Annotated in this window: 21 protein-coding genes and 2 pseudogenes; 16 read left to right on the forward strand and 7 right to left on the reverse strand. The window is 69.8% G+C overall.

Going from position 1 to position 20,756, the window contains the following annotated elements:
- Nucleotides 1-71: 71 nt before the first annotated feature.
- From ABZW30_RS33915 to ABZW30_RS33930, 4 genes and pseudogenes are all read left to right on the forward strand, one after another.
- On the forward strand, nucleotides 72-2,030 hold the full coding sequence (locus tag ABZW30_RS33915; RefSeq protein WP_355675074.1) for a glycoside hydrolase family 9 protein: 1,959 nt from the start codon (nucleotides 72-74) through the stop codon (nucleotides 2,028-2,030).
- A 679-nt stretch (nucleotides 2,031-2,709) separates the two neighbouring features.
- The gene (locus ABZW30_RS33920) at nucleotides 2,710-3,135 is read left to right on the forward strand and encodes a hypothetical protein (protein ID WP_355675075.1); all 426 of its coding nucleotides are present in this window, start codon (nucleotides 2,710-2,712) and stop codon (nucleotides 3,133-3,135) included.
- A 324-nt stretch (nucleotides 3,136-3,459) separates the two neighbouring features.
- Nucleotides 3,460-4,209 (forward strand): hypothetical protein, encoded by a 750-nt coding sequence (locus tag ABZW30_RS33925; RefSeq protein WP_355675076.1) that lies wholly within the window; start codon nucleotides 3,460-3,462, stop codon nucleotides 4,207-4,209.
- A 233-nt stretch (nucleotides 4,210-4,442) separates the two neighbouring features.
- Nucleotides 4,443-4,856: pseudogene (locus tag ABZW30_RS33930) on the forward strand (transposase); the annotation flags it as partial.
- Here ABZW30_RS33930 and ABZW30_RS33935 read toward each other — a convergent pair.
- Nucleotides 4,823-6,352: an FAD-dependent monooxygenase gene (locus ABZW30_RS33935; protein ID WP_355675077.1), complete on the reverse strand. Its 1,530-nt coding sequence runs from the start codon at nucleotides 6,350-6,352 to the stop codon at nucleotides 4,823-4,825. The pseudogene ABZW30_RS33930 and the gene ABZW30_RS33935 overlap by 34 nt on opposite strands.
- Nucleotides 6,349-6,984: a PadR family transcriptional regulator gene (locus ABZW30_RS33940; RefSeq protein WP_355675078.1), complete on the reverse strand. Its 636-nt coding sequence runs from the start codon at nucleotides 6,982-6,984 to the stop codon at nucleotides 6,349-6,351. Before ABZW30_RS33940 ends, ABZW30_RS33935 begins: the two co-directional genes overlap by 4 nt.
- A 464-nt stretch (nucleotides 6,985-7,448) precedes the next feature.
- On the opposite strand from ABZW30_RS33940, the gene ABZW30_RS33945 reads away from it, so the two are divergent.
- Nucleotides 7,449-9,395 carry a potassium transporter Kup gene (locus ABZW30_RS33945; protein WP_355675079.1) on the forward strand — a complete coding sequence of 649 codons (1,947 nt, stop codon included), beginning with the start codon at nucleotides 7,449-7,451 and terminating at the stop codon, nucleotides 9,393-9,395.
- Between the two features lie 88 nt (nucleotides 9,396-9,483).
- Here ABZW30_RS33945 and ABZW30_RS33950 read toward each other — a convergent pair.
- Nucleotides 9,484-9,597, reverse strand: a pseudogene (locus ABZW30_RS33950) (nuclear transport factor 2 family protein); the annotation flags it as partial.
- Nucleotides 9,598-9,700: 103 nt separating this feature from the next.
- On the opposite strand from ABZW30_RS33950, the gene ABZW30_RS33955 reads away from it, so the two are divergent.
- The gene (locus tag ABZW30_RS33955; RefSeq protein WP_355675080.1) at nucleotides 9,701-10,150 is read left to right on the forward strand and encodes a MarR family winged helix-turn-helix transcriptional regulator; all 450 of its coding nucleotides are present in this window, start codon (nucleotides 9,701-9,703) and stop codon (nucleotides 10,148-10,150) included.
- Between the two features lie 123 nt (nucleotides 10,151-10,273).
- On the opposite strand, the gene ABZW30_RS33960 is transcribed toward ABZW30_RS33955, so the two are convergent.
- Nucleotides 10,274-11,746: an FAD-dependent monooxygenase gene (locus ABZW30_RS33960; protein ID WP_355675081.1), complete on the reverse strand. Its 1,473-nt coding sequence runs from the start codon at nucleotides 11,744-11,746 to the stop codon at nucleotides 10,274-10,276.
- 105 nt (nucleotides 11,747-11,851) lie between these two features.
- Here ABZW30_RS33960 and ABZW30_RS33965 point away from each other — a divergent pair, with 105 nt between their 5' ends.
- The 6 genes from ABZW30_RS33965 to ABZW30_RS33990 all read left to right on the forward strand — a co-directional run bounded on the left by ABZW30_RS33965 (nucleotide 11,852) and on the right by ABZW30_RS33990 (nucleotide 14,900).
- Entirely contained in the window at nucleotides 11,852-12,463 is a 612-nt protein-coding gene (locus ABZW30_RS33965) for a TetR/AcrR family transcriptional regulator C-terminal domain-containing protein (protein ID WP_355675082.1), read from the forward strand.
- A gap of 23 nt (nucleotides 12,464-12,486) precedes the next feature.
- Nucleotides 12,487-12,666: a hypothetical protein gene (locus ABZW30_RS33970; protein WP_355675083.1), complete on the forward strand. Its 180-nt coding sequence runs from the start codon at nucleotides 12,487-12,489 to the stop codon at nucleotides 12,664-12,666.
- Between the two features lie 177 nt (nucleotides 12,667-12,843).
- Nucleotides 12,844-13,086 (forward strand): hypothetical protein, encoded by a 243-nt coding sequence (locus ABZW30_RS33975; RefSeq protein WP_355675084.1) that lies wholly within the window; start codon nucleotides 12,844-12,846, stop codon nucleotides 13,084-13,086.
- 117 nt (nucleotides 13,087-13,203) lie between these two features.
- A complete protein-coding gene (locus ABZW30_RS33980; RefSeq protein WP_355675085.1) occupies nucleotides 13,204-13,446 on the forward strand; it encodes a hypothetical protein in 243 nt (80 codons plus the stop codon).
- A gap of 561 nt (nucleotides 13,447-14,007) precedes the next feature.
- A complete protein-coding gene (locus ABZW30_RS33985; RefSeq protein WP_355675086.1) occupies nucleotides 14,008-14,502 on the forward strand; it encodes a hypothetical protein in 495 nt (164 codons plus the stop codon).
- Between the two features lie 56 nt (nucleotides 14,503-14,558).
- A complete protein-coding gene (locus ABZW30_RS33990; RefSeq protein ID WP_355675105.1) occupies nucleotides 14,559-14,900 on the forward strand; it encodes a hypothetical protein in 342 nt (113 codons plus the stop codon).
- A gap of 480 nt (nucleotides 14,901-15,380) precedes the next feature.
- Here the strand turns inward: ABZW30_RS33990 and ABZW30_RS33995 are convergent, their stop codons facing one another.
- The gene (locus tag ABZW30_RS33995) at nucleotides 15,381-15,905 is read right to left on the reverse strand and encodes a MepB family protein (RefSeq protein WP_355675087.1); all 525 of its coding nucleotides are present in this window, start codon (nucleotides 15,903-15,905) and stop codon (nucleotides 15,381-15,383) included.
- 151 nt (nucleotides 15,906-16,056) lie between these two features.
- Between ABZW30_RS33995 and ABZW30_RS34000 the strand changes: the two genes are divergently transcribed.
- Entirely contained in the window at nucleotides 16,057-16,596 is a 540-nt protein-coding gene (locus ABZW30_RS34000; protein ID WP_355675088.1) for a replication-relaxation family protein, read from the forward strand.
- A gap of 36 nt (nucleotides 16,597-16,632) precedes the next feature.
- On the opposite strand, the gene ABZW30_RS34005 is transcribed toward ABZW30_RS34000, so the two are convergent.
- On the reverse strand, nucleotides 16,633-17,439 hold the full coding sequence (locus tag ABZW30_RS34005; RefSeq protein WP_355675089.1) for a class I SAM-dependent methyltransferase: 807 nt from the start codon (nucleotides 17,437-17,439) through the stop codon (nucleotides 16,633-16,635).
- A 1,005-nt stretch (nucleotides 17,440-18,444) separates the two neighbouring features.
- Here ABZW30_RS34005 and ABZW30_RS34010 point away from each other — a divergent pair.
- The 3 genes from ABZW30_RS34010 to ABZW30_RS34020 all read left to right on the forward strand — a co-directional run bounded on the left by ABZW30_RS34010 (nucleotide 18,445) and on the right by ABZW30_RS34020 (nucleotide 19,610).
- The gene (locus tag ABZW30_RS34010) at nucleotides 18,445-19,020 is read left to right on the forward strand and encodes a hypothetical protein (RefSeq protein ID WP_355675090.1); all 576 of its coding nucleotides are present in this window, start codon (nucleotides 18,445-18,447) and stop codon (nucleotides 19,018-19,020) included.
- A 216-nt stretch (nucleotides 19,021-19,236) separates the two neighbouring features.
- Nucleotides 19,237-19,485 carry a hypothetical protein gene (locus tag ABZW30_RS34015; RefSeq protein ID WP_355675091.1) on the forward strand — a complete coding sequence of 83 codons (249 nt, stop codon included), beginning with the start codon at nucleotides 19,237-19,239 and terminating at the stop codon, nucleotides 19,483-19,485.
- The gene (locus ABZW30_RS34020) at nucleotides 19,458-19,610 is read left to right on the forward strand and encodes a hypothetical protein (protein ID WP_355675092.1); all 153 of its coding nucleotides are present in this window, start codon (nucleotides 19,458-19,460) and stop codon (nucleotides 19,608-19,610) included. The genes ABZW30_RS34015 and ABZW30_RS34020 overlap by 28 nt, the downstream gene beginning before the upstream one ends.
- A gap of 45 nt (nucleotides 19,611-19,655) precedes the next feature.
- Here the strand turns inward: ABZW30_RS34020 and ABZW30_RS34025 are convergent, their stop codons facing one another.
- Entirely contained in the window at nucleotides 19,656-20,603 is a 948-nt protein-coding gene (locus ABZW30_RS34025) for an aminoglycoside phosphotransferase family protein (protein WP_355675093.1), read from the reverse strand.
- Between the last annotated feature and the right edge of the window lie 153 nt (nucleotides 20,604-20,756).

Raw genomic sequence — 20,756 nt, forward strand, 5'->3', positions numbered from 1 at the left:
CTGAACGCGGCGCCGGGAGGTGCCGCAGCTACCTCATGATCGCCTCATGGACCGGCGGGCAGTCTGCGGGCATGGCAAAGATTCGTATCCGTAAGCGCGTCATCGGCATGACCGCTGCCGGCATGGCCGCGACCGTTCTCGCCGTCTACTGTGTCCAGTCCGCGCAGGGGGCGGACTCCCTCGCGGCGGGCGCTCCGCGTGCGGTAGTGCGCGTCGACCAGGTCGGCTACACACCAGGCGAGGCCAAGCAGGCCTATCTGATGACCTCCGTCCCCGCGTCCAAGACGTCCTTCCGGGTCCTCGACGCCTCCGGGAAGGAGATCCTGAAGGGCAAGGTCGGTTCCTCCGCCGGAGGCTGGAACAGCACGTACAAGGCCGTTCACACCCTGGACCTGTCCCCTCTGACCGAGCCCGGCGACTACCGGGTCGAGGTGTTCGGGCCCGTCACCGCCGTCTCCCCGACGTTCCACATCGCCGCGGCGGACGAACTCTTCGGCAAGCTCATCCAGGACAACGTCCGGTTCTTCCAGGCCCAGCGCGACGGCGCCGACGTAGTCCCCACGGAACTGCGCCGCCGGCCCTCACACCTGGCGGACCGCCAGGCTACGGTCTACGACACCCCCGCCTACGCCGACGACGAGACGGTGCTGACCGCGCCCCTCAAGCGCGTCGCCGGCCCGATCGACGTCTCGGGCGGCTGGAACGACGCCGGTGACTTCCTCAAGTTCACCCACACCGCCTCCTACTCCACCGCGAGTCTCCTGCTCGCGCAGCGCACCACACCCGTCGGCGGGAGGGAGTTGTCCGCCGAGGCACGCCACGGGCTGGACTGGCTCGACAAGATGTGGGACGACAGGTCGCGCACCCTGTACGTCCAGGTCGGGCTCGGCAAGGGCGACACCGCCGACGGCAGCGGCAAGATCAGGTCCGACCACGATGTGTGGCGACTGCCGGAGTCCGACGACGCCCTCGACGTCAAACCCGGTGACCCCGACTACCTGATCAAGCACCGGCCGGTCTTCCGTGCGGCACCCCCCGGCAAGCCGATCAGCCCGAACCTCGCCGGACGCGTCGCCGCCACCTTCGCCCTGGCCGCGCAGCTGGACGCCGCCGAGAACCCCGAACGGGCACACGAGGAACTCGAGAAGGCCGCGCACATCTACGCCCTCGCCGACACCGCACCCGGCGACCAGCTGGTCACCGCCTTCCCGCACGGCTTCTACCCCGAGGCGTCCTGGCAGGACGACATGGAATTCGGTGCCGCCGAGCTCGCCCTCGCCGCGAAGGCCCTGGACGACAAGCGCGCAGCCGACTGGACCAAGCAGGCCGGACACTGGGCCAAGCAGTACATCACCTCGGACAGCCTCGGCACCCTCGGGCTCGGCGACGTCAGCGCCCTCGCCCACGCCGACCTCGCCCACCTGCTCGACGACGGCGCCGCCCGTACCGAAGTGACACGCGAGCAACTTGTCGCCGACCTCAAGCGCCAGCTCGACGACGGCAGCGCTCGCGCGGCCGGCGACCCCTTCAGGGCCGGCGCCGTCTACACCGACTTCGACTCCGTGCCCCACACCTTCGGCCTGGCCGCCACCGCCCAGCTGTACCACCGGGTGACCGGAGACTCCCACTACGACGCGTTTGCCACCCAGCAGCGCAACTGGGCCCTGGGCGCCAACGCGTGGGGATCCTCCTTCGTCATCGGCGCCGGAACCACCTTCCCGCACTGCCCCGAACACCAGGCCGCCAACCTCGCCGGCGACCTCAACGGGGACGGCGACATCCTCCTGGGCGGCGTCGTCAACGGCCCCAACGCGGCAGAGAAGCTCAAGGACCTCAACTCCTTCCCCACCATGCGCACGTGCCCGAACCAGGGCAACCCCTTCGCCCCCTTCGACGGCCGCGGCGCCGGCTTCATGGACCATGTCGGCGCCTGGCAGACCGTCGAATCCGCCGACGACTTCACCGCCACCGCCCTGCTCGCCTTCACCCTCGCCGCCGCACCCCAGGACGCCGGCACCAAGCCCAACTGACAGCACAGAGCCAGAACCCGCCCGCCCGTGTGTCCATGGGGCGGGCGGAGGCCGACCACTCCTTCCGGGCCCCGTAGTGGTGCGAGGTGAAGTCCGGGCACCGGATCCTGGTGCAGGAGAAGGAGAACAGGCGCGCAGAGCGGGAGCGGAGACGGGATCCCGCCCACCTGATGCTGCGCGCCGACGGCGTGGTGCGTTGTCCGCTGCGCTATCGGTCGCCGCAGGATGCCACCGTTGCCGCCCTCGCGGCCACGGGAATCGACGTCGTCCGGGCCGGGGACGGCCGCCCCGGCGCGGTGCCGCGACCCGAACCGCGCGACCGGGCCGTCGCGCGGAACGGGGGAGTGCGCCGCTACGTGTTTCTACTCCGGCACAACCGTGACGTTCCACCACCCGAGATCACTCGATCCCTGGTCGGAGCTCGGTATCCATAGAAGTCGCAACACGATCACCAATTGAGCATGGTAAAGAAAAGGCAAGAGGCGCTGCGCCCCCTGTCTGAAATATCCATATTCGCCGAATTTATGTGCCGAACAAACGGGCGTAAACGGCGCACTCTCGCTCCATGCAGACAGTGTTGACGGTCTCTGGCGCGTGGCGCAGACTCCTTTTTGCGGCCTGCGTCGCAGCAAATCTCCTAAAAGCGAGAGAAATTCTCCAGAAGGGGGAGGGGATTCCCTTGTCCATTCGTAGGAAGATCGCCACCGTTACCGTCGGTGTCGCCGCGCTCGGTGCCGCTGCGGTCGGACTGGGGGCGCCGCCGGCCTCGGCGAGCCCTGGCGGGTGCGTGTGGGGTACCGATGCCTGCCTCTACTACCACTCGAACTTCTCCGGCGGCTACAACGGTGACGGCGGCAATGACAACTACTTCAACGAGTGGACCTTCGCGGGCTGCTCCGGCAGTCCCGCCAACTGTGACGGTGACGGTCAGTTGGTCCGCAACAACACTGGCGCGGTCTGGAACATGACCGGGCGAACCGTCACGATCTACCAATGGTGGAACTGCTGGTCAAACGGGCCGTACCTGTCCATCCCGCCCTACACGCAGCGGAGCCTCTACGGCACCGCGGTCTACAACAGTGACCAGTCGCAGTGCTTCTCGTGAGGCGGTGCAGATAGCGGATTCAGGCGTCCGGCCGCGCCTCGGTCGCACGGCCGGACGCCCGAAACCCTCTTCCACGTCAGGCCCGTTCTCGCAAAGGATGTCCTGTGCATGGCTCACGCCCGGCCCACCGAACGCTGGCGAATGGCGGCGTTGCTCCCGGCAGTAGGTGCAGTGATCGCGGGCTGCTCGCAGTCCCCTGCGACGTCGGCCGAGCCCATGCAAACGCAAGCCTTGATCCCTTCCTCAGGGGTCGGCTCGCCGTCGCCCCTACCGCGCCCGGCCGTCGGAGTGATCCCCGCAATCGACAGTACGGTCGGTAGGTCCATGCCGATCGAGGAGTACCTCTACTCGACGGACCAGCTCGACCAGGTGGCGGACGCTCGGGACAAGCTGACCGCGCAATGCATGCAGCGCTACGGCCTGCAGTTCACGCCGACATCCCGGCCGCAGCCTCGGCAGGGTGGTCAGGCGACGCACCGGTATGACGTGGTCGACCCGGCGAGAGGCTATCGGCTGCCAGGACCGGCCCCGGCCAACCCGACCCCGCCGACGATGGCGGCCGAGGAGATCACCGTGCTGGCGGGCAACGTCCCCGGCAACTCCAAGCCAATCACCACCTACCACGGCTTACCCGTTCTCAAGGATGGCTGCCTCGGCGAGGCCGACAGCAAGCTCACCGCGCAGGGCGGGTCGGTGACGGATGCCCAGCTCGCGGTCGGCATCAACTTCGACAACTACCAGCGGTCGATGACGGACGGTACGCTACAGGCCGCCTTCCACCGATGGTCGGAATGTATGAAGCCCAGGGGCTACTCCTACGCGGCTCCGACCGACGCGATGGGCGACAAGCGCTGGAAGGGAACGGTCACGCCGTCGCCGGAGGAGATCGCGACCGCCACGGCGGACGCCGCCTGTCGGCAGCAGACCAACGTCGTCGGAACCTGGTTCACCGTGGAATCCGCCTACGAGGACCAGGCGATTGAGGCGAACCTCGGCAAGCTGGACCAGGTCAGGCGAGGCATCGCGGCGGTGGTCAGGAACGCCGCCACCGTCAACGGCGGTGGCGTTCTCTGACGGTCAGATCTCCTGTACCCGCGCCGTTGACTGCCGCAGTGAAGACGGAAGCGTCGCAGGCATACCAGTACCTGGCCCAGTGTGCGGCCGGGTCCGACTCCCGGTTCGCGCCCGGCGACACGGTCGTGCGCCGCGACATCCACGCGGGCAAGGTGTGGTCCGCCCAGCCCTACCGGGCGCTCGCCGACACCGGCGCCGTGTTCGAGCTCGCCTACCGGCCGGGCATCCGCACGGTCATCGGCTCCCCGCATCGACGCCACCGCACCGCCGAGTGCGAGAAGTTCCCGGCCGAGCTGGAGCGGGAGGTCCCGGCCGGCCTGGAAGTGCACCTCGTCCTGGACGACTACGCCACCCACAAGACCGAGACGATCGAGAAGCGGCCGCTGGCCCGTGCCCGCTTCCGGCTGCACTTCACACCGACCGGATCGTCCTGGCCGAACCTGGTCGAGCGGTGGTTCGCAGAGCCGACCGACGAGAAGCTCCGCCGCGGGGTCCACCGCTCCGTCCAGGCCCTCGAACGCGACATCCGTGCCTGGGTGGCCGGCTGGAACGACAACCCCCGCCCATACGTCTGGACCAAGACCGCCGATCAGATCCTCGAATCCCTCGCCAGCTACTGCCGACGGATCAAGGACTCAGGACAATAGGGGGATGTTTCCGCGGACGCGGTGTCGGATGGTGTCGCCGGGCCGTGCCAGTGTTCTAGCGCCTGGTGGAGCCCGTCGGTGTGGTCGTGACCGGCGGTGCGCAGCCAGGCGGTGTGCCCGTCCGGCCGTAGGAGGATGGCGTGGAGTTCGGGGTGGTCGGGGCATGTCGCGGTGACGATGTCCACTCGGTCCGCCCATCCTGCGGCCGACTCGCGGATGGCGCAGCCTGCGGTCAGGCCGAGCAGTAGGCCGCGTCCCGGGGCGAGCAGAGCGGCTAGGCGCGTGGGGCCGCTGCCGGTGGTCAGGGCCAGGTCGGGTGCCAGACGGCCCAACCAGGGGTGGTCGGAGTCGGGGCGCATCTCGTAGCGGGTGTCCAGTCCGGTGATGGTCTCGGTGAGGGCTCGGTTGCCTGCGGGGTGGCTGGCGATGCGGGTGAGCAGGTCGGTGATCGGCCCGAGCCGGTCGTCGGCGTCGCCGAGCAGTACCTGGGCCCGTGTGTTGGACAGCACATGCGCACCGGCGGTGTGGCGTTCGGCGTGGTAGGTGTCGAGCAGGTGTGCCGGGGCGGTGCCGTGCACGGTGGCGGCGAGTTTCCAGCCGAGGTTGAACGCGTCGTCCAGGGCGAGGTTGACGCCGATCGCCCCGGCCGGTGGGTGGATGTGCGCGGCGTCCCCGGCCAGGATGACCCTGCCTCGGACGTACTCGGCCGCTTGCCGGGCGGCGTTGCCGTACCGGGTCAGCCAGCGCGCGGGGCGCAGCTCGACGTGGCGGCCGAGCGCGTCGTCCACGGCGGTTTGGAGCAGGTCCAGGGTGACCGGGGTGTCCTTGTCTGCGGGGGGTCGCCGGTCGGAGGTGATGACCCTGACGTAGCCGGGGCGGGGGATGACGAACACGGTTCCGCCGGGGCCGGTGGTCGTGCCGAACGGCAATGCCCCGGGGTCGGCGAGCTCGACGTCGCCGAGCAGGGAGAAGCGGGTCGCCTCGGTACCGGGGAAGTCGATGCCGGCCTGTTTGCGGACGGTGCTGCGGCCGCCGTCGCAACCGACCAGGTACGCGGCCCGGACGCGATATTCGCCGTCGTCGGTGGTGACAGTGGCGGTGACGGACTCGGAATCCTGTTCCAGGGCGCGCAGTTCGTGTCCGCGCCGGATGTCGGCTCCCAGGTCGAGAGCGTGCGCCTCGAGGATTTCCTCGACCCGGGTTTGCGGGATGCCCAGCGAGTACGGGTGGTCGGTGTGCGCGCCTGCGAGGGTGAGCGTCACCGGCAGGCCGGAGAACGCGGCGTGGGGCACTTGCCAGCCTTCGCCGATGAGCCTCTCGGCGAGGCCGCGCCGCGCCAGCAGGTCCAGGGCGCGTGCGTTGAGGTTGAAGCCCCGGCAGAAGCCCGGCCGCTGCGGGTGGCGTTCGACGACGACCGTGTCGACACCGGCGACCCGGAGTTCGCCGGCGAGTAACAGTCCGGCCGGGCCGGCTCCGACGATTAACACCTCGGTCATCGGGTGCTTCCTTTCCGGTCTGTGGGGGCGGACCAGGTCCATCCCTGTTCGGTTTGCTCGACCTCGGGCCAGAACAGGCTGCCGTCGCGGATCTCGGCGATGGTCCGCCGTGTCCAGGCCAACTCGGCCTCCCAGGCGTGCAGCGCGCACTCGACTTCGATCATGAACAGCCGGGGGACCTTGCCGGAGCCGACCGTGTCGGCCAGCACCGTGTTCGTCTCCTCGATCCGCTGGGCCAGATGCCCCGCCCGTTCGACCAGTGCCTCCGCCGCCCTGTCCGGGCCGAGTGCGCCGAGGTAGGAGACCGCGGCCATGAACTTCGGGTATTCCGCGACGGGCATGCGGAGGAGTTCATCGATCCAGCGAACGAATTCGCCCTGGCCCAGCTCGGTTGTCGCGTACACGGTTCGCTCCGGCCGTCTGCCGTCGCGCGCCGTCTCCACGGGCTCGATCCAGCCGTGCCGAACCAACGCCTCGACCGTGTCGTACAGCGACCCGGAGTTGACCTTGAAGCTGCCGTCCTTGTGCCGCTCCCGCAGGGTGGACGCCATCTCATACGGGTGCATCGGCTGTTCTTGCAGCAGGCCCAGCACGGCCAGTGCCAGTGTGTTGGAGATCTTCCGCTTCGCCATCCATATCACCGATCCCTAATAGTAGGAACCGACTATACGGTATCGACTGCTGGAGGGTCGAAGACCGTGCGGTTCCCGGCCACACGCCCTTGCCGCCCGGCGAACTGCGCGCGCCGGCCGCCGGGTTGGCCGAGCCCACCGCCACACCACCGTCCACCGCCACACCACCGTCCACCGCCGCCGAACCGGCCGCCGCCGGGCCGCCCACAACGCCTGCGGCCACACTCGACCCGCCCGTCCCGCGCCGCCGCTCCCGCCTGGGGCCGACCCGCTGTCAGGGCGCCCTGGCCCTCGCGGTCTCCCTCGTCCTGCCCGGCCCCCTCGACCGCACCGGCATCCGGCCGCCTGCGGGCGTGTCGAGACGAAACGTCACACGCGTTTGACCGCTGGGCGGTGCGGGATCGGTATCGTCCGCCTCAACACTTCAGGACTGAGCAGAGCAGCCCGCACGGAGGAGGACCACCATGGCCGATCGCGGCTCCGCATCGCGACCGCCGCAGGCACACCGTCCGGTCGCGCAGGGGACGGCGGGCCTCGCGCTCGTGGTCGGGGCTCTCGGCGTGGTCTTCGGCGACATCGGGACCAGCCCGATCTACACCCTCCAGACCGTGTTCAACCCGGACGACCCGCACCCCGTCCCGGTCAGTACACAGAACGTGTACGGGGTGGTGTCGCTCGTGTTCTGGTCGGTGGTGATCATCGTCCTGGTCACCTACGTGCTGCTGGCGATGCGCGCCGACAACGACGGCGAGGGCGGCATCATGGCGCTGATCACCCTGCTGCGGCAATCGGGCGCGCAGCGGGGCCGCCGGACCACCGCCGTGCTGACCGCGCTCGGCATCTTCGGCGCGTCGTTGTTCTTCGGCGACAGCATGATCACCCCGGCGATCTCGGTGCTGTCCGCGGTCGAGGGGCTCAAGGTCGTCGAGCCGCCCCTGGAGAGCGCCGTGGTGCCGCTCACCGCGGCGATCATCGTGGTGCTGTTCCTGGTGCAACGCCGAGGAACAGCGGCAGTGGGCCAGGTGTTCGGACCCGTGATGATCGCCTGGTTCGTCGCCATCGGCGCTTGCGGCGCATCCAGCATCGCCGACCATCCGCAGATCCTCCGGGCGCTCTCTCCGAGCTACGCCCTGACCTTCCTGACCGGCCATTTCGGCACCGCCTTCTTCGCCCTGGCCGCGGTCGTCCTCGCGGTCACCGGCGCCGAGGCGCTCTACGCCGACATGGGCCACTTCGGCCGCCGGTCGATCACCCGCGGCTGGCTCTTCCTCGTCTTCCCCGCCTGTGTCCTCAGTTACCTCGGGCAGGGCGCGCTGATCCTCGCCGATCCGGCCAACATCAGCAGCCCGTTCTTCCTCCTGGCGCCCGACTGGGGGCGGTGGCCGATGGTCCTGCTCGCCACGGCGGCGACCGTGATCGCCTCCCAGGCGGTGATCACCGGCGCGTACTCCGTCACCTCCCAGGCCGCCCAGCTCGGCTACCTGCCGCGGCTGCGGATCGCCCACACTTCGGAGTCCACCATGGGCCAGATCTACGTCCCGTGGATCAACTGGCTTCTGATGGTCTCGGTCCTCACCCTGGTCTTCGCCTTCCGCAGTTCCACCGCACTGGCCTTCGCGTTCGGCATGGCGGTCACCGGGACCATCACCATCAGCACCCTGCTGTTCTTCTACGTCGCCCGGGCCCGCTGGCACACGCCGGTGTGGCTGGTCGCCGTCGGCGCTGCCGTGCTGCTCACGGTGGACCTGCTGTTCGTGGCGGCCAACGCGACCAAGCTCCTGCACGGCGCGTGGCTGCCGCTGCTGATCGGCCTCACCGCGTTCACCGTCATGACCACCTGGCAGCGCGGCCGGGAGATCGTCACCGCGGAGCGGGAGCGGCACGAAGGCCCGCTGCGCGAGTTCGTCGACCAGCTCCACAGCGGGCAGGTACCGGCGATCCGGGTCCCCGGCATCGCCGTCTTCCTCAACCGGGGCAAGCGGACCGCCCCACTGGCCATGCGGGCCAACGTCGAGCACAACCACGTCCGGCACGACCACGTGGTGATCCTGTCCATCGAGACCGTGCCCGTGCCGCGGGTCCCGGCGGACCAGCGGACCGTGGTCGACGACCTCGGTTACGCCGAGGACGGGATCGTCCACGTCACCGCCCGGTTCGGCTACATGGAGACACCGGACGTGCCCAGCACGCTGGCGACACTCGACCCGGCCGAATCCGAGGGCCGGCTCCAGCTCGACCAGGCCTCCTACTTCCTGTCGAAGATCGAAATCCGGCGCGGGAAGACGCCGACCATGGCGCCCTGGCGCAAGCGGCTGTTCGTCGCCACCTCCTACATCACCGCCGACGCCGCCGAGTACTTCGGCCTCCCCCGCGACCGCACGGTGATCATGGGCTCGCACATCGAGGTGTAGCCGCGTCGTCCGACGGGGCGTCAGCGCCGCGGGGCCATAACGGTGTCGTACACGGATGGACGGGACTACCCGGGTCGAACGGGGAGAGCCGGTCGTCAGGGGCGAAGTGCCGGTCGACGGCCTCGGCCAGCTCCAGACCGGGGGTGAAGAGCAGGTCGGTGAGGGCGGCGACGACGTCGGTGCGAGTGGTGGCGGCGGTCATGAGGGTCTCCTCGGGATTCACGTTCCGGCACGATGTGCGTGCGTTGAGCACGCAGCTGCACGGCACTGCAGATTGCGTGCGCTGCGCACGCTAAGCTGGAGTCATGCCGAACGATGTGGGACACGAGATCGCCGACGCCCTGGGAACGCTGCTCAAGCGCGACACCCGGGCACAGCTGTACCAACGTCTGACAGACGGCCTGGGCGAGGCCGTGGACGAGACCACGTACCCCGTCCTCAGCGGCCTCGCCCGCACCGGCCCGCGCAGCGCCGCCGACCTTGCCGGTGAGATCGGCCTGGACCGCTCCGGCGTCACCCGTCGCGCCACCCGCCTGGAGGAAGCCGGCCTGCTGCGCCGCGAACCCGACCCCCACGACCGCCGCGCCACCCTGCTCGCTCTGACCGAAACCGGACGGCGGGCGGTCGAAACCACCCGACAGCGCCTCGCCACGCACATCGAGGCGTGCCTCGCCTCCTGGCCGCCTGGTGAGGCGCAGACCTTCGCCCGCCAGTTCCACCGCTTCGTCACCACCGGCCCCTTCGCGGAATCGTGACGCCGGCGCGCGGATCCGTGTCGCCGGCCGGTGAGTGCCTGCTTCCGAACCTCGTACGCGCAGACCGACGGCTCGACGTCTGGGGCGGCGAGCGGGTCCGGCGGGCGGGAGCACCGAGCGCGCTCAGCGGCGCAGGGTGCGCAGGGCGGTGAGGCAGTCCGCGGCCCGGCGCTGCGGGTCGGTGTCGGTGCTGGCCCAGGCGATCCGGGCGTCCGGCCGGATGAGGACGGCGGTGACGTCCCGCCAGATCGGCTCCGTTGTTTCGGCGTTGACGGCAGCTGCGCGCTGCTCCAGGCCATCCGTGGGGCACGGCGTCCGCGTCCCGCCGAGGTCCAGCAGCAGCGGCCGGCCGTGGTGCATCAGCGGGTGGGCGGTGGGTGCGTCGGCCGTGTCCAGGGCGAGGCCGGCCAGTCGGGTGCCGTTCAGCGGGTGCGCGCCGGGTGCGGTGTCGGCGGGGAGCGGGTCGTCGAAGCCGGCGATCCGGCGGGCCCACTGGCGGTTGGTCTCTGGTTCGGCCAGCGCGGCGGACCAGACCTCGCGCAGCGCGATCTGCTCCGGGCTCGCTGCGGCGAACAGGGCGAGTTGCGCGCGGGTGTTGTCGATGACGGCGCGGGCGGCCGGCCGGCGCTCCGTGTCGTAGCTGTCGAGCAGTCCGTCGGGTGCCCGGCCCTGGAGGGTGGCGGCCAGCTTCCAGCCCAGGTTGGTGGCGTCCTGGATGCCGAGGTTCATGCCCTGCCCACCGGCCGGGAAGAACATGTGCGCCGCGTCCCCGGCCACCAGTACCCGTCCGGCCCGGTACCGCGCGGCCTGGCGGGTGGCGTTGCCGTAGCGCGACAGCCAGCGGGGGTTGCGGATGCCCAGGTCCCGTCCCAGTAGCGTGCGGGTCTGCTCGCGCACCTCCTCCAGGGTCAGTGGTTCGCCGGTGCCGTGGTGCATGGTGGCCGTGGAGAGGCCCGCCAGCCGGTGGACGCCGTCGCCGATCGGGGCTGCCAGGAACGAACCGGCCGGCCCGGTGGCGGCGAGCGGCGCGGTGGGCGGATCGTCGAGTTCGACGTCGGCGAGCCACCCGGTCAGCGTGGTGTCCTGGCCGGGGAAGTCGATGCCGGCCGCCTGGCGCACCACGCTGCGGGTGCCGTCGCAGCCCACCACCCAGCGGGCCCGCACGGTCCGGTGGGTGCCGCCGGCCCGGATCACCACCTCGACGACGTCCGGGCCCTGGGTGAGCGAGACGACCTCCTCCCCGCGCAGCACCCGGGCGCCCACGGCAACCGCGTGCTCCTCCAGGAGCTGTTCGGTGACGGACTGACCGAGCGCCAGCATGAACGGGTGCACCGCCCCGACGGTGGAGAAGTCCAGCCGGGTGGTCGCCGCGCCGAAGTGGCCGGTCGGCACCGGGGTGCCGCGTTCGATGAACCGCTCCGCGAGTCCGCGGGTGGCGAAGGTGTCCAGCGTGCCGGCCTGCATGCCGACCGCGCGCGACCGTCCGTCCGGCGCCGCCCGGCGTTCCACGACGGTCACCTCCACCCCGTGCAGACGCAACTCCGCGGCGAGCCAGAGCCCCACCGGGCCGGCCCCGGCGATGAGCACGTCGAGCATGACAACCACTTCCTCTCGCTCTTGTCCGTTGGACAAGGATGAGCATGCCCTAGAATTGTCCATTGGACAACAGGAGTGCGGAAGCCGACCGGAAAGGCGCATCGGATGGGTACGACACGAGGCGAGATCGTCGCTGCCACGCTGGCGGTCCTCGACGAGCACGGGCTGGACGGGGTGACCATGCGCGCCGTCGCGGCCCGGCTCGGGGTGCAGCACAACACCGTCCGCTGGCACGCCTCCAGCAAGGGCCGCCTGCTCGAACTGGCCTCCGACGAACTCCTCGCGCACTGTCTCGACGAGCCGCTGCCCGAGGCGTTCCCCGACCGGCTCAAGGAACTGAGCCGCCGCTGCCGCGCGGCGCTGCTCTCCCACCGCGACGCCGCCAGAATGGTCGCGGGCGTCTTCGCCGCCGAGCCCCGTACGCTGTGCTACGCCGACACCGTGGTCGCCACCCTGCTGGCAGCCGGCCACTCGCCGCGCGCGGCCGCGTGGACCCACTGGTCGATCTTCTACCTGACCCTGGGCCTCACCCAGGAGCAGCAGGCCGCCCAGGAGACCGCACCGGCCCTCCTCTCGGACCAGGTCCCGGCCGACACCTACCCGGCCCTGGCCGCGGTCCTGCCGTACGTCGGCCCTGACAACTTCGACCAGCGCTTCGAGTTCGCCCTCGACCTGATCATCGCCGGCCTTCCCCGGGTCGAGGGGTCAGCCGGCTGACGGCCACGACCCGGGGGAGACCAATGGCCACCACCGAGACCGCCCAGCGGGACGGCCGGGACTGGCGAGAGGCGATGGAGACCACCCGCCGGGCACGCCCGGCCGAGGACGCCGCTCCGGATCTGCCGCTGGAGGGGGTGGGCGGTCGGCCACCCACCCCCTCCAGCGGCGTGTTGGTCCGTGGCCGCCCGTGCTGGGGTTAGCTCAATCGTGCCGGAGCTCGGCGCCGCCCTTGACGGTCCGCAGCTGCCGGACCACAAGGCGCCGGCCACCATCAGGTGACCGGCGCCTTGTGGTGTGCCTCCCAGCGCCCAGGCTGCTCATGAGTACACGTCAGAGGCCATGAACGGGGCTGGTGGGGCTGATGGTGTACTGGCGTCATGGACCTTCTTTCGTCTTCGGAGTTCGCCGACTCCGATGGTGCAGTGCGCTTCTCGATGTCCGCGCGGCAGCGTCGAGGCATCCTGGTGCCGGCGGCGATGTTCGCCGTACCGGCGGTGCTGGCGCCGCTGATCCCGTGGGACATGGACGGCAACCGGCAGATCATCCAGATCTGTTCCTGGTGCATCGCCCCCTCCTGGCTCTCTGCTGTGTCGTCTTCGGCGGTGACTACACGGAGCTGAGCCCCGGCGGCATACGGATCCGCCGGGTGGGGATCTTCCGGAAGTCCTGGACTTGGGAGCAGATCGACCACATCTATGTGGAGATCCCACATACAGGGCTCGGTCATCAGCAAGGTGGTGATCATCGACACCTCCGGCCGGCTGAGCCGCCTCACCGCGCCTTACTCGAACAGCTCGTCGATGGCGAGCAAGACCTTCGATGAGGACGCCGCCCAGGTGATCGCCTACTGGCAGCGACACACCGGACAACCCGTGACGCCTCCCGTCGAGGTCCATCGGCGCTCGACCATGTTCGGCCGATGGGAAGAGGATCAACTGAGCAAGGGCGACGGCGAAGCGACGCCCTGCTCTCCGACTTGATCCCGCCCGGCGGCGTCACCGACGACACCGCCCCGGTCATCGTGCGCCTGCGATCCCGGCGGACCTCCTCGCCGGAGGGAGCGGCCTCGTGCCGGGGTCTGAGGCGCAGCCGACGCTGGCGATCCGCTTCGAACCGGCCCGGACACTGACCGGGCTCCATCGCTGGAACGGCACGAGCAGCACAGGCCGGCAACCGCTGAGCAGGTCTCTCGACGCTGCCTCAGCACCGACCGGCCGGAGTGCCCGGCCTGCGAGGGAAAAGCCGAAGGACCTTGGACCGCTGATCCTGCTCACCAGGCGGTGACCTTGTCGGATACCGGTTTATCGCTGGCGCTCGCGGGGCGTTGCGACACACGAGGGTTCTCACTGCCTCGCTACCTCGAAGTGATCGGATCGGGGTATCTACTGTGGTTTGTCATGTTTTCCGTCAGGTGTCCCTTGTGTGTGTCTTGTTGCGGGGTGCGGGGCGCTTTGCTGTGAGGAGAGGTGCACCCGCGGATGAGTGCTCGTACTCGTGGACAGGGCGATCTGCCGTGGTATCGGATCAGCCGTCAGTGGCCCGTGGCCGTGCTCAACAGAGCCCTGGACGGTGGGACGATCCCGGTTGATGCCGTCGTCGCATCCGACCTGGTTGGCTCGGGTGGACGGTGTGGGGAGCGCGGCGTGGGGGTGGTGTCGGTGGGGGGCGCGCTGCTGTCCGGTATGGCACTGCTGGCGGCCGCGGCTCCACCGGTGGCCGCCGCGCCGGTGGAGGCCGTGCCGGTGCGGGCGCAGCGGGCTGATCCGTCGCAGACCTTCACCTTCACCGGCGCTTCGCAGACCTTGACGGTTCCGGCGGCGGCGGTGGTGACGATCACCGCGGACGGCGCGGGCGGCGCCGACAACACCGGCACCCCCTGTTCCGTCACGGGGGCCGGTGGGACGGGGGCGCGGGTGGTGACCACCCTGCCGCAAACCGTCGCCCCGACGACCTTCACCGTCAACGTCGGCGGCTCCGGCGGCAAAGGCTGCAACGGCACCGGGACGGGGGGTGCCGGTACACGGTCCCGTCTCTGACCATCACCAAGACCCACACCAGGCACTTCACCCAGGGGCGGGACGGCACCTACACCATCACCGTTGGCAACGCCGCCGGGGCCGCCCCGACCGACGGCACCGCAGTCACCGTGGAAGACACCCTCCCCGTCGGGCTCAGAGCCGACAGCATCCGCGGTACGGGATGGAACTGCGCCCTGAACACCCTCACCTGCACCCGTAGCGACGTCCTGTCTGCCGGGAGTAGCTACCCTCCCATCACCCTGAAGGTCGACGTCTCCTGCACCGCCCACACCCGGGTAACGAACACCGCCACCGTCACCGGGGGCGGCGACACCACCACCCACACCGCCACCGACCCCACCAAGATCAAGCGCCACGAGCACGACGAGCGCTGCGAGCGCCACGACCACTGGTAACCCAACTGCCCCATGCCAACGGCGGGGCACGTCCATGAGGACGGCCCTGCCGTTACTGACTTCGGCGCTTCGAGGTGATGGATCCGTCGGACTCCGCGCTCGGCCTCAGGGTGATCCGCACGCTGGTGGATTCCCGGCCCTGGTTGCGCTGCCTGCGCTCCGCTATCCAGTGGATCTCCCGCCACGGGTGGCTGCGGACCCGCCCGAGGCCCCGGTAGATCCGGATGCCGTCCTCCCCACCGCGGTCCGGCTGCGTCTGTACGAGGTGAGGAGTGCGGCGAACAGCACGGCCACCGCACCGGTCACCCACCGCGTTCCGACCAGCCCGATCCGCACCACACCCGCCACGATCTGGACGGCGACCATGGCCAGGGACAACGCGACCCCGCGCCGATCGGCCTTGAGGTTCCCACCCCTGAAACGAGCGACTCCTGTACGACCCGTTCGACCAGCAGGCGGACGTTGGGACCGAAGGGGCACCTATGGGTGGTAGAGGGCGTGGGCGTGTGTCACGTCGGTGGGCCCGTTCTTGCCGATGTGGAAGAAGTAGTTCATCTGCCATGCCTGCGTGCTGCGGGCCTGCCGGTTGGCCGTGGTCACCCACGGCGGGTAGACGCGGAAGCCTCGTTTCCCGCCGGAGCCGTTGCGGGAGACGATGTCGCGCTCGCACAGCACCTCTCGCGGGAAAACGAACTGCCCGAAGCCGTTGTCGTCGCGGCTGCTGATGACGAAGAGGTCCACCTCGTCGGCGGCGTCGAAGGGTCGGATCGGTCCCTCCTCGGACCGCTGCCACACGGTGACGAACTGGCCCACCTTCGTCGGGGTGGTTCTGGCCACGCGGAACCGGACCGAGCGGCCATCGATCGTGAATCCGCAGGCCGCGTATTCGGCGCTCTCCGGTTCGGCCACCGGCAGCGAACAGACGAAACCGCTCGGGTCGTACACCAATGCCTTCGCCGCCAGCAGGTCGTCGTGAAGCCCTGCCCACGGCTGATTCATCACCATCCCGTCATCCTGCCATCGCCATCGCCGGCCGGCTCCAGCGCCTGCTGCGCCCGCAGGCGACGTCGAACAAGGCGCTGCGCCAGCCGCTCGGTGACCTTGCGCTGCACGGCCTGGTCTCCTCGGATGGCAACACCGCCGCCCGGCACAAGACGTGGCGGCTGGAGGGTGCGGCCGGGCTGGACGCCGCCGCTTCGGTGCTCGCGATGGTCCGCTCGGAGATGGGCGGCACCGCCCAAGGCGCCGGCCGCTCCGGCGCGCCGCACGCGGGGCGGCGAACGAGACGGTGCTCGCCTTCGTTCTGGGCGGCACCGCGCCGGGGGCCGCGGACCGGGTCGGCACCGTGCGGTCCTGGTCGACGGAGACCGGGTTCGCGCTGCCGGGCGGGAATCGGAAGGTGCGCCCGGACGGTGTGCGGCAGGCTCCGGAGGTCGGGGCGCCGGTGTTGATGGTCGAGGTCGACTGCGCCACCATGGCGCAGGGCCGGGTCGTCGCGAAGTTCACCGCCTACCGTGAGCTGTTCCGCGTGAAGGTCCCAGCGACAGCATCCGCATCACCGCTCGCGGCACCCCCGTGGTCCGGCCCGTTGGCGCGTGACGGTCGGTTCGCTCAGTTGGTCAGGTGTCCCATGAGCGCGGGATGGTCGGCGGGGATTCATCGGCGGGTGGTGAGATCCGGTCCTGGGCGCTGGTGAGTTCGCTGCCCCGCTCCTGGCTACATGTCAGGAGGATCAGCGCGCCAGGGGTCGGGCGAGGATCGGGGTGACGCACAGGCTGGTCTCGGCGGCCGTGCCGAGGTACGGGAGCCCGGTGCGGCGTAGCGTGGAGTGGTAGGCGTCGCGTTCACGGGTGTCGGCGAAGTGCCGTTGGTGGCGTGGGGTCGGCTGGGGGTGTGTCACGGTGAGACCGTGCTGGGTGAGGCAGTGTTCCACCGCCGTGGTCGAGGAGCCGTAGATCGGCCAGCCCAGGACGACGGGCGCCGGGTCCTGCAGCGCCAGGATCCGGTGGAAGGTGGTGGCGCCCAGGTAGCTGAACGCGCCGGTCGCCAGCACGAGATCGGCTCCCGCGAGCGCTTGGGCTTCGTGTTCGGCGGGGTCGGCGTGTTCGAGGTCGGTGGTCACGGCGGCATCGATGAGCCCGGTCGCGAGAGCGTAGGCGATCGCCGGATGTGACACGTCGACGCCGACCACGGTGAGGTCGGGGTCGATGGTGCCGGCCTTGACGAACGCGGCGTCCTGGGCGATCTCCTCGCCGGGTTTGCGCGCTGCGTCGCCTGGGGCGAGACAGCGCTGCGCGAGATCGGCGAACGTCAGGCCGCACTTGAGCAGGGCGCTGTTGATCCCGTAGCCGCAGGCCAGGTCGAGGACCTTCAGCTGCCGGCGGCCCGTTCGCTGCCGTATCCCGGCGACGACGGCGGGTAGCAGGTTCGCACAGAAGTCGGGGGTGCGGTAGCGCAACGGCGCCAGAGTGCGGAAGTACTCGTCGGGGAGCGGCTGCTGGTACGCCGACTCGAACGACTGCTTGCCGAAGCCTTCCACCCGTCCTCCAGTCTGTTGCCCGCCGCGCACGGGTCCCGGGCGGACCCGCTCGAAGTACGCGGGAAGCGGAAAGGACACCGAGCTTGTCATGGTCATTTTCGCATGGCCGTCCGTCGGCCTCCAGCTCTCCCGATCGCGAGCCTCTGCCGCAACCGCAACTGCTCCACCTCGACAGCGCCCTTCGGGGAAGGCGCCGCTTCCCGGGCATGCTTCTCGTCGGCCGTGGCCTGGGTGTACGGCGGCCGCCAATGGACTCACCACCCCGGCGGCCGCCGCCGGCCCTGCCACCGGGAACGCAAGGAACAGCTGGAACGGGAGGCCGAACAGCAACTGGAAGCCGCCCGCACAGCGAACGCCTCGCCGCGCCCGTGCCGGACGTGCCGGGGCTCGATCGGTAGAGAGGAGGGTCGGTGCTGGAGCTGCGGGAGAGGGCCGGCCCGGACCGGCTGGAGTGCCCGGGGTGCGTGCAGGCCCGCGCCGTAGGGGACTTGGGCCTGTTGGTGCTGCCCGTGCCGTCAAGCGCAGGAACACCGGCCACCCACCGATCATCCTGCCCCTGCCCACCAACCGCGACCGCCGCCGCGCTGCCGCCGGCAAGCTCGACGACCCCTACTGGCACATCCGCCTGCACCACGCACAGGAGTACCCCAACCGCCGACCAGGCCCCACGGGACGGCAGCGACCAAAGCGACCGACACCGAACACAGGCCGACCAGGCGGTGCGCGCCACGGGCGATGGGATGCAGCACGCACCGCCCGCCCGATCCTGCCAGGGCCCCGCAACCCGGCTCCGGCCGGGAGACCCAGCCGGCACGCCACTGCGCCCGCCAAGCACACGCCGATGCGCCGGGAGGAATGCCCGAGCGACCACCCGGGCCCGCTGGCGGCAGCCAGAATCAAAGCGCGGCGGGCCATCCGGACCTATTGACATCGGCGTATCCGGGCTACCGTTGATGGCGAGAAAGAGAGAAAAGGTAGAAATATCAACCGATATAGAATTTCGAAATGACCAGCAAACCCATACGACGCCCAGGAGTGCGGCGGGTGGGCGGACTCGCCGCAGCTGCCCTCATCGGGGTTGTGACACTTCTGACAGGCAACGGAACGGCCTTCGCTGACGCTGCTTCGACCGCACCGAACATCCCCCGGTACGTCGAGCAAGCAACCCCGTCTCAACCGGGTGGCTATGAGGCCGGCTACATGGCCGGCTTGAACCTCGGTAAACAGATGGCCGATACCGACTTCAAGCACGGTCAAATGAGCCGAGCATTTCAGAATTACCCCACGGTGTCAGGAAACGACCCTAACTACAACTATCAACGCGGTGTCCTGGCGGGCATAAAAGAGGAATACACCCGCGAAATGGGGGGCCTCATCTACGAGGCGGTCAGCCCGGCTCTGCCACTCAACCCGACGCCCACGCACCCCTACTCGCCGGAGACATCAACACCGCCGTCCTGCGGCTCGTGCGCTCCCACGACGCCTCCGACCAGCCCGAACACGGGTAACCCGAACACGACTGGCCCGTCCACGACTGGCCCGTCCACGACCGGCCCGGGGCCCGTTCAGCCAGTGGTGTGACTCGTTCGGTGTGAGTCACCGCGGCCGATGGGGAGTCGGTTGCCGAAGGCGATGTCGAAAGCCAGCGGCGGGGCGTTGGCCCCCTGGCAGGCCCGATGGCCTCTGACCTGCGACGGGGAGTTTTCTCGGCACCCTGGTGAGTTCGGCACCTGTCAAACTCACCAGGGTGGGCAGGGCGGCGTCGTTCAGGCACAACCTGTCCACGTCGCTCAGGCCATGCAGGTCGTGCGCCGCCGTAGGACCGTCACCACCGGCCAGGTCACCCTCGAACGCGTCTACGGCGTCACCGGCCTCCGACCCCACCAGGCCGCCCCCGCGGATCTCGCCTCATGGGTGCGCGGCCACCGGGGCATCGAGAACGAGATCCACGACGTGCGCGACACCACCTACACGGAGGACGCTCCCCCAGCCTTCGGCCGGGAGGTACCCCCACCCGCGTGCGCACCGGTACCGCGCCCAGGGTGATGGCCAGCCTGCGCAACCTCGCCTCGGGTGCCCTCCGGCACGTCGGCCACGACAACATCGCCGTCGGACTCCGCGATCACGCCCGCGACCCCCGCCGCCCACCAGCCACCTTCGGCATCACGTGATCGAACCGGACCGATCGAACGACGCCGCCCTGATGCACGGGCTGCCTAACCAGCCAGCCGGGCGATGTCATCGGCGATACCGCCCAAGGGCCCGACCGTGCCTGTCGAACGGAACCAGTCCCACAACTCGACCGCGTGGTAGAGCCGGTAGAGTTCGAGCCGCTCGACGGCGTCGGCGGGAAGCGGCCCGTAGCCTTCGAACAGCGCGCTGCGTTCCGCCTCGCCGCGGCCGAGGGAGTAGTAGTCGGTCTTGGCCAGGTCGATCAGCGGGTCGGCGGCGATCGCGTTCTCGACGTCAATCACGCCGCTCACCTCCCAGCCGTCCGGACGCCGTGCGACGAGCACGTTGCCCTCATGCAGGTCATTGTGGCAGAGCACCGCGGTCTCGCAGTTGTCGAACAGCGCCCCGTCGCGCTCGACCCGTCGCGCGACCGCGTCGTGCAGCCGGCCGTCGCCACCCAGAACCTTGAACTCCGCGAGCTTCTCGGCGAACTGGCGCCGCATGTAACTTCCGTTGTCGAAGCGCGGATCGAGGATGCGGTCGGTCACATACCCGTAGGCCTCCTGGCCGATCCGGTGCATCGTGGCCAAGGCGGCGCCCATCTGAGGGTAGAACGACGGAATTCGTGCCGAGTCCAGATCCTTCGACGCCTCGGACAACGGGCGCCCCTCGATCAGGCTCAGGATCGTGACGGCCCGGCCTCCAGGCCCTCCGTCCGGCGTGTGGTGCAGCACGCTCGGTACCGGCAGGGATCCAAGGCTCGCGAGCATCCGATAGACGCGAACTTCCTTTGCCTGCTTCCATGCCCACTCGGGCGCATACACCTTGAAGATCGCGCAGTGGTCGGGATCAGCACAGCGCATCTCGTACACCGTGCTCAACTGGCCGCCCGTACGCGGCACCGCTTCGATCACCTCGGCGTCGGGGAACACCTCCCGAAGCAGTCCTTCGGCCCACACGGTCCCGGGAGGCAACTGATCCGGCTGCGACATGCGTGGACCATATGCACCGAGGTGCAACAGAGCAATCGATTATCACGCGCTGTCCGTCGGCAGACCCGGGCCGGTCTCATCGCCGGAGCCGGCCCTGGGGTTCAGGTACCCCGACCCCGCTCGCCACCTTCGGCATCACGTGATCAAACCAGA

It is taken from the genome of Kitasatospora sp. NPDC004669, assembly GCF_040609455.1.
In the GTDB taxonomy this organism is placed as follows: Bacteria; Actinomycetota; Actinomycetes; order Streptomycetales; family Streptomycetaceae; genus Kitasatospora.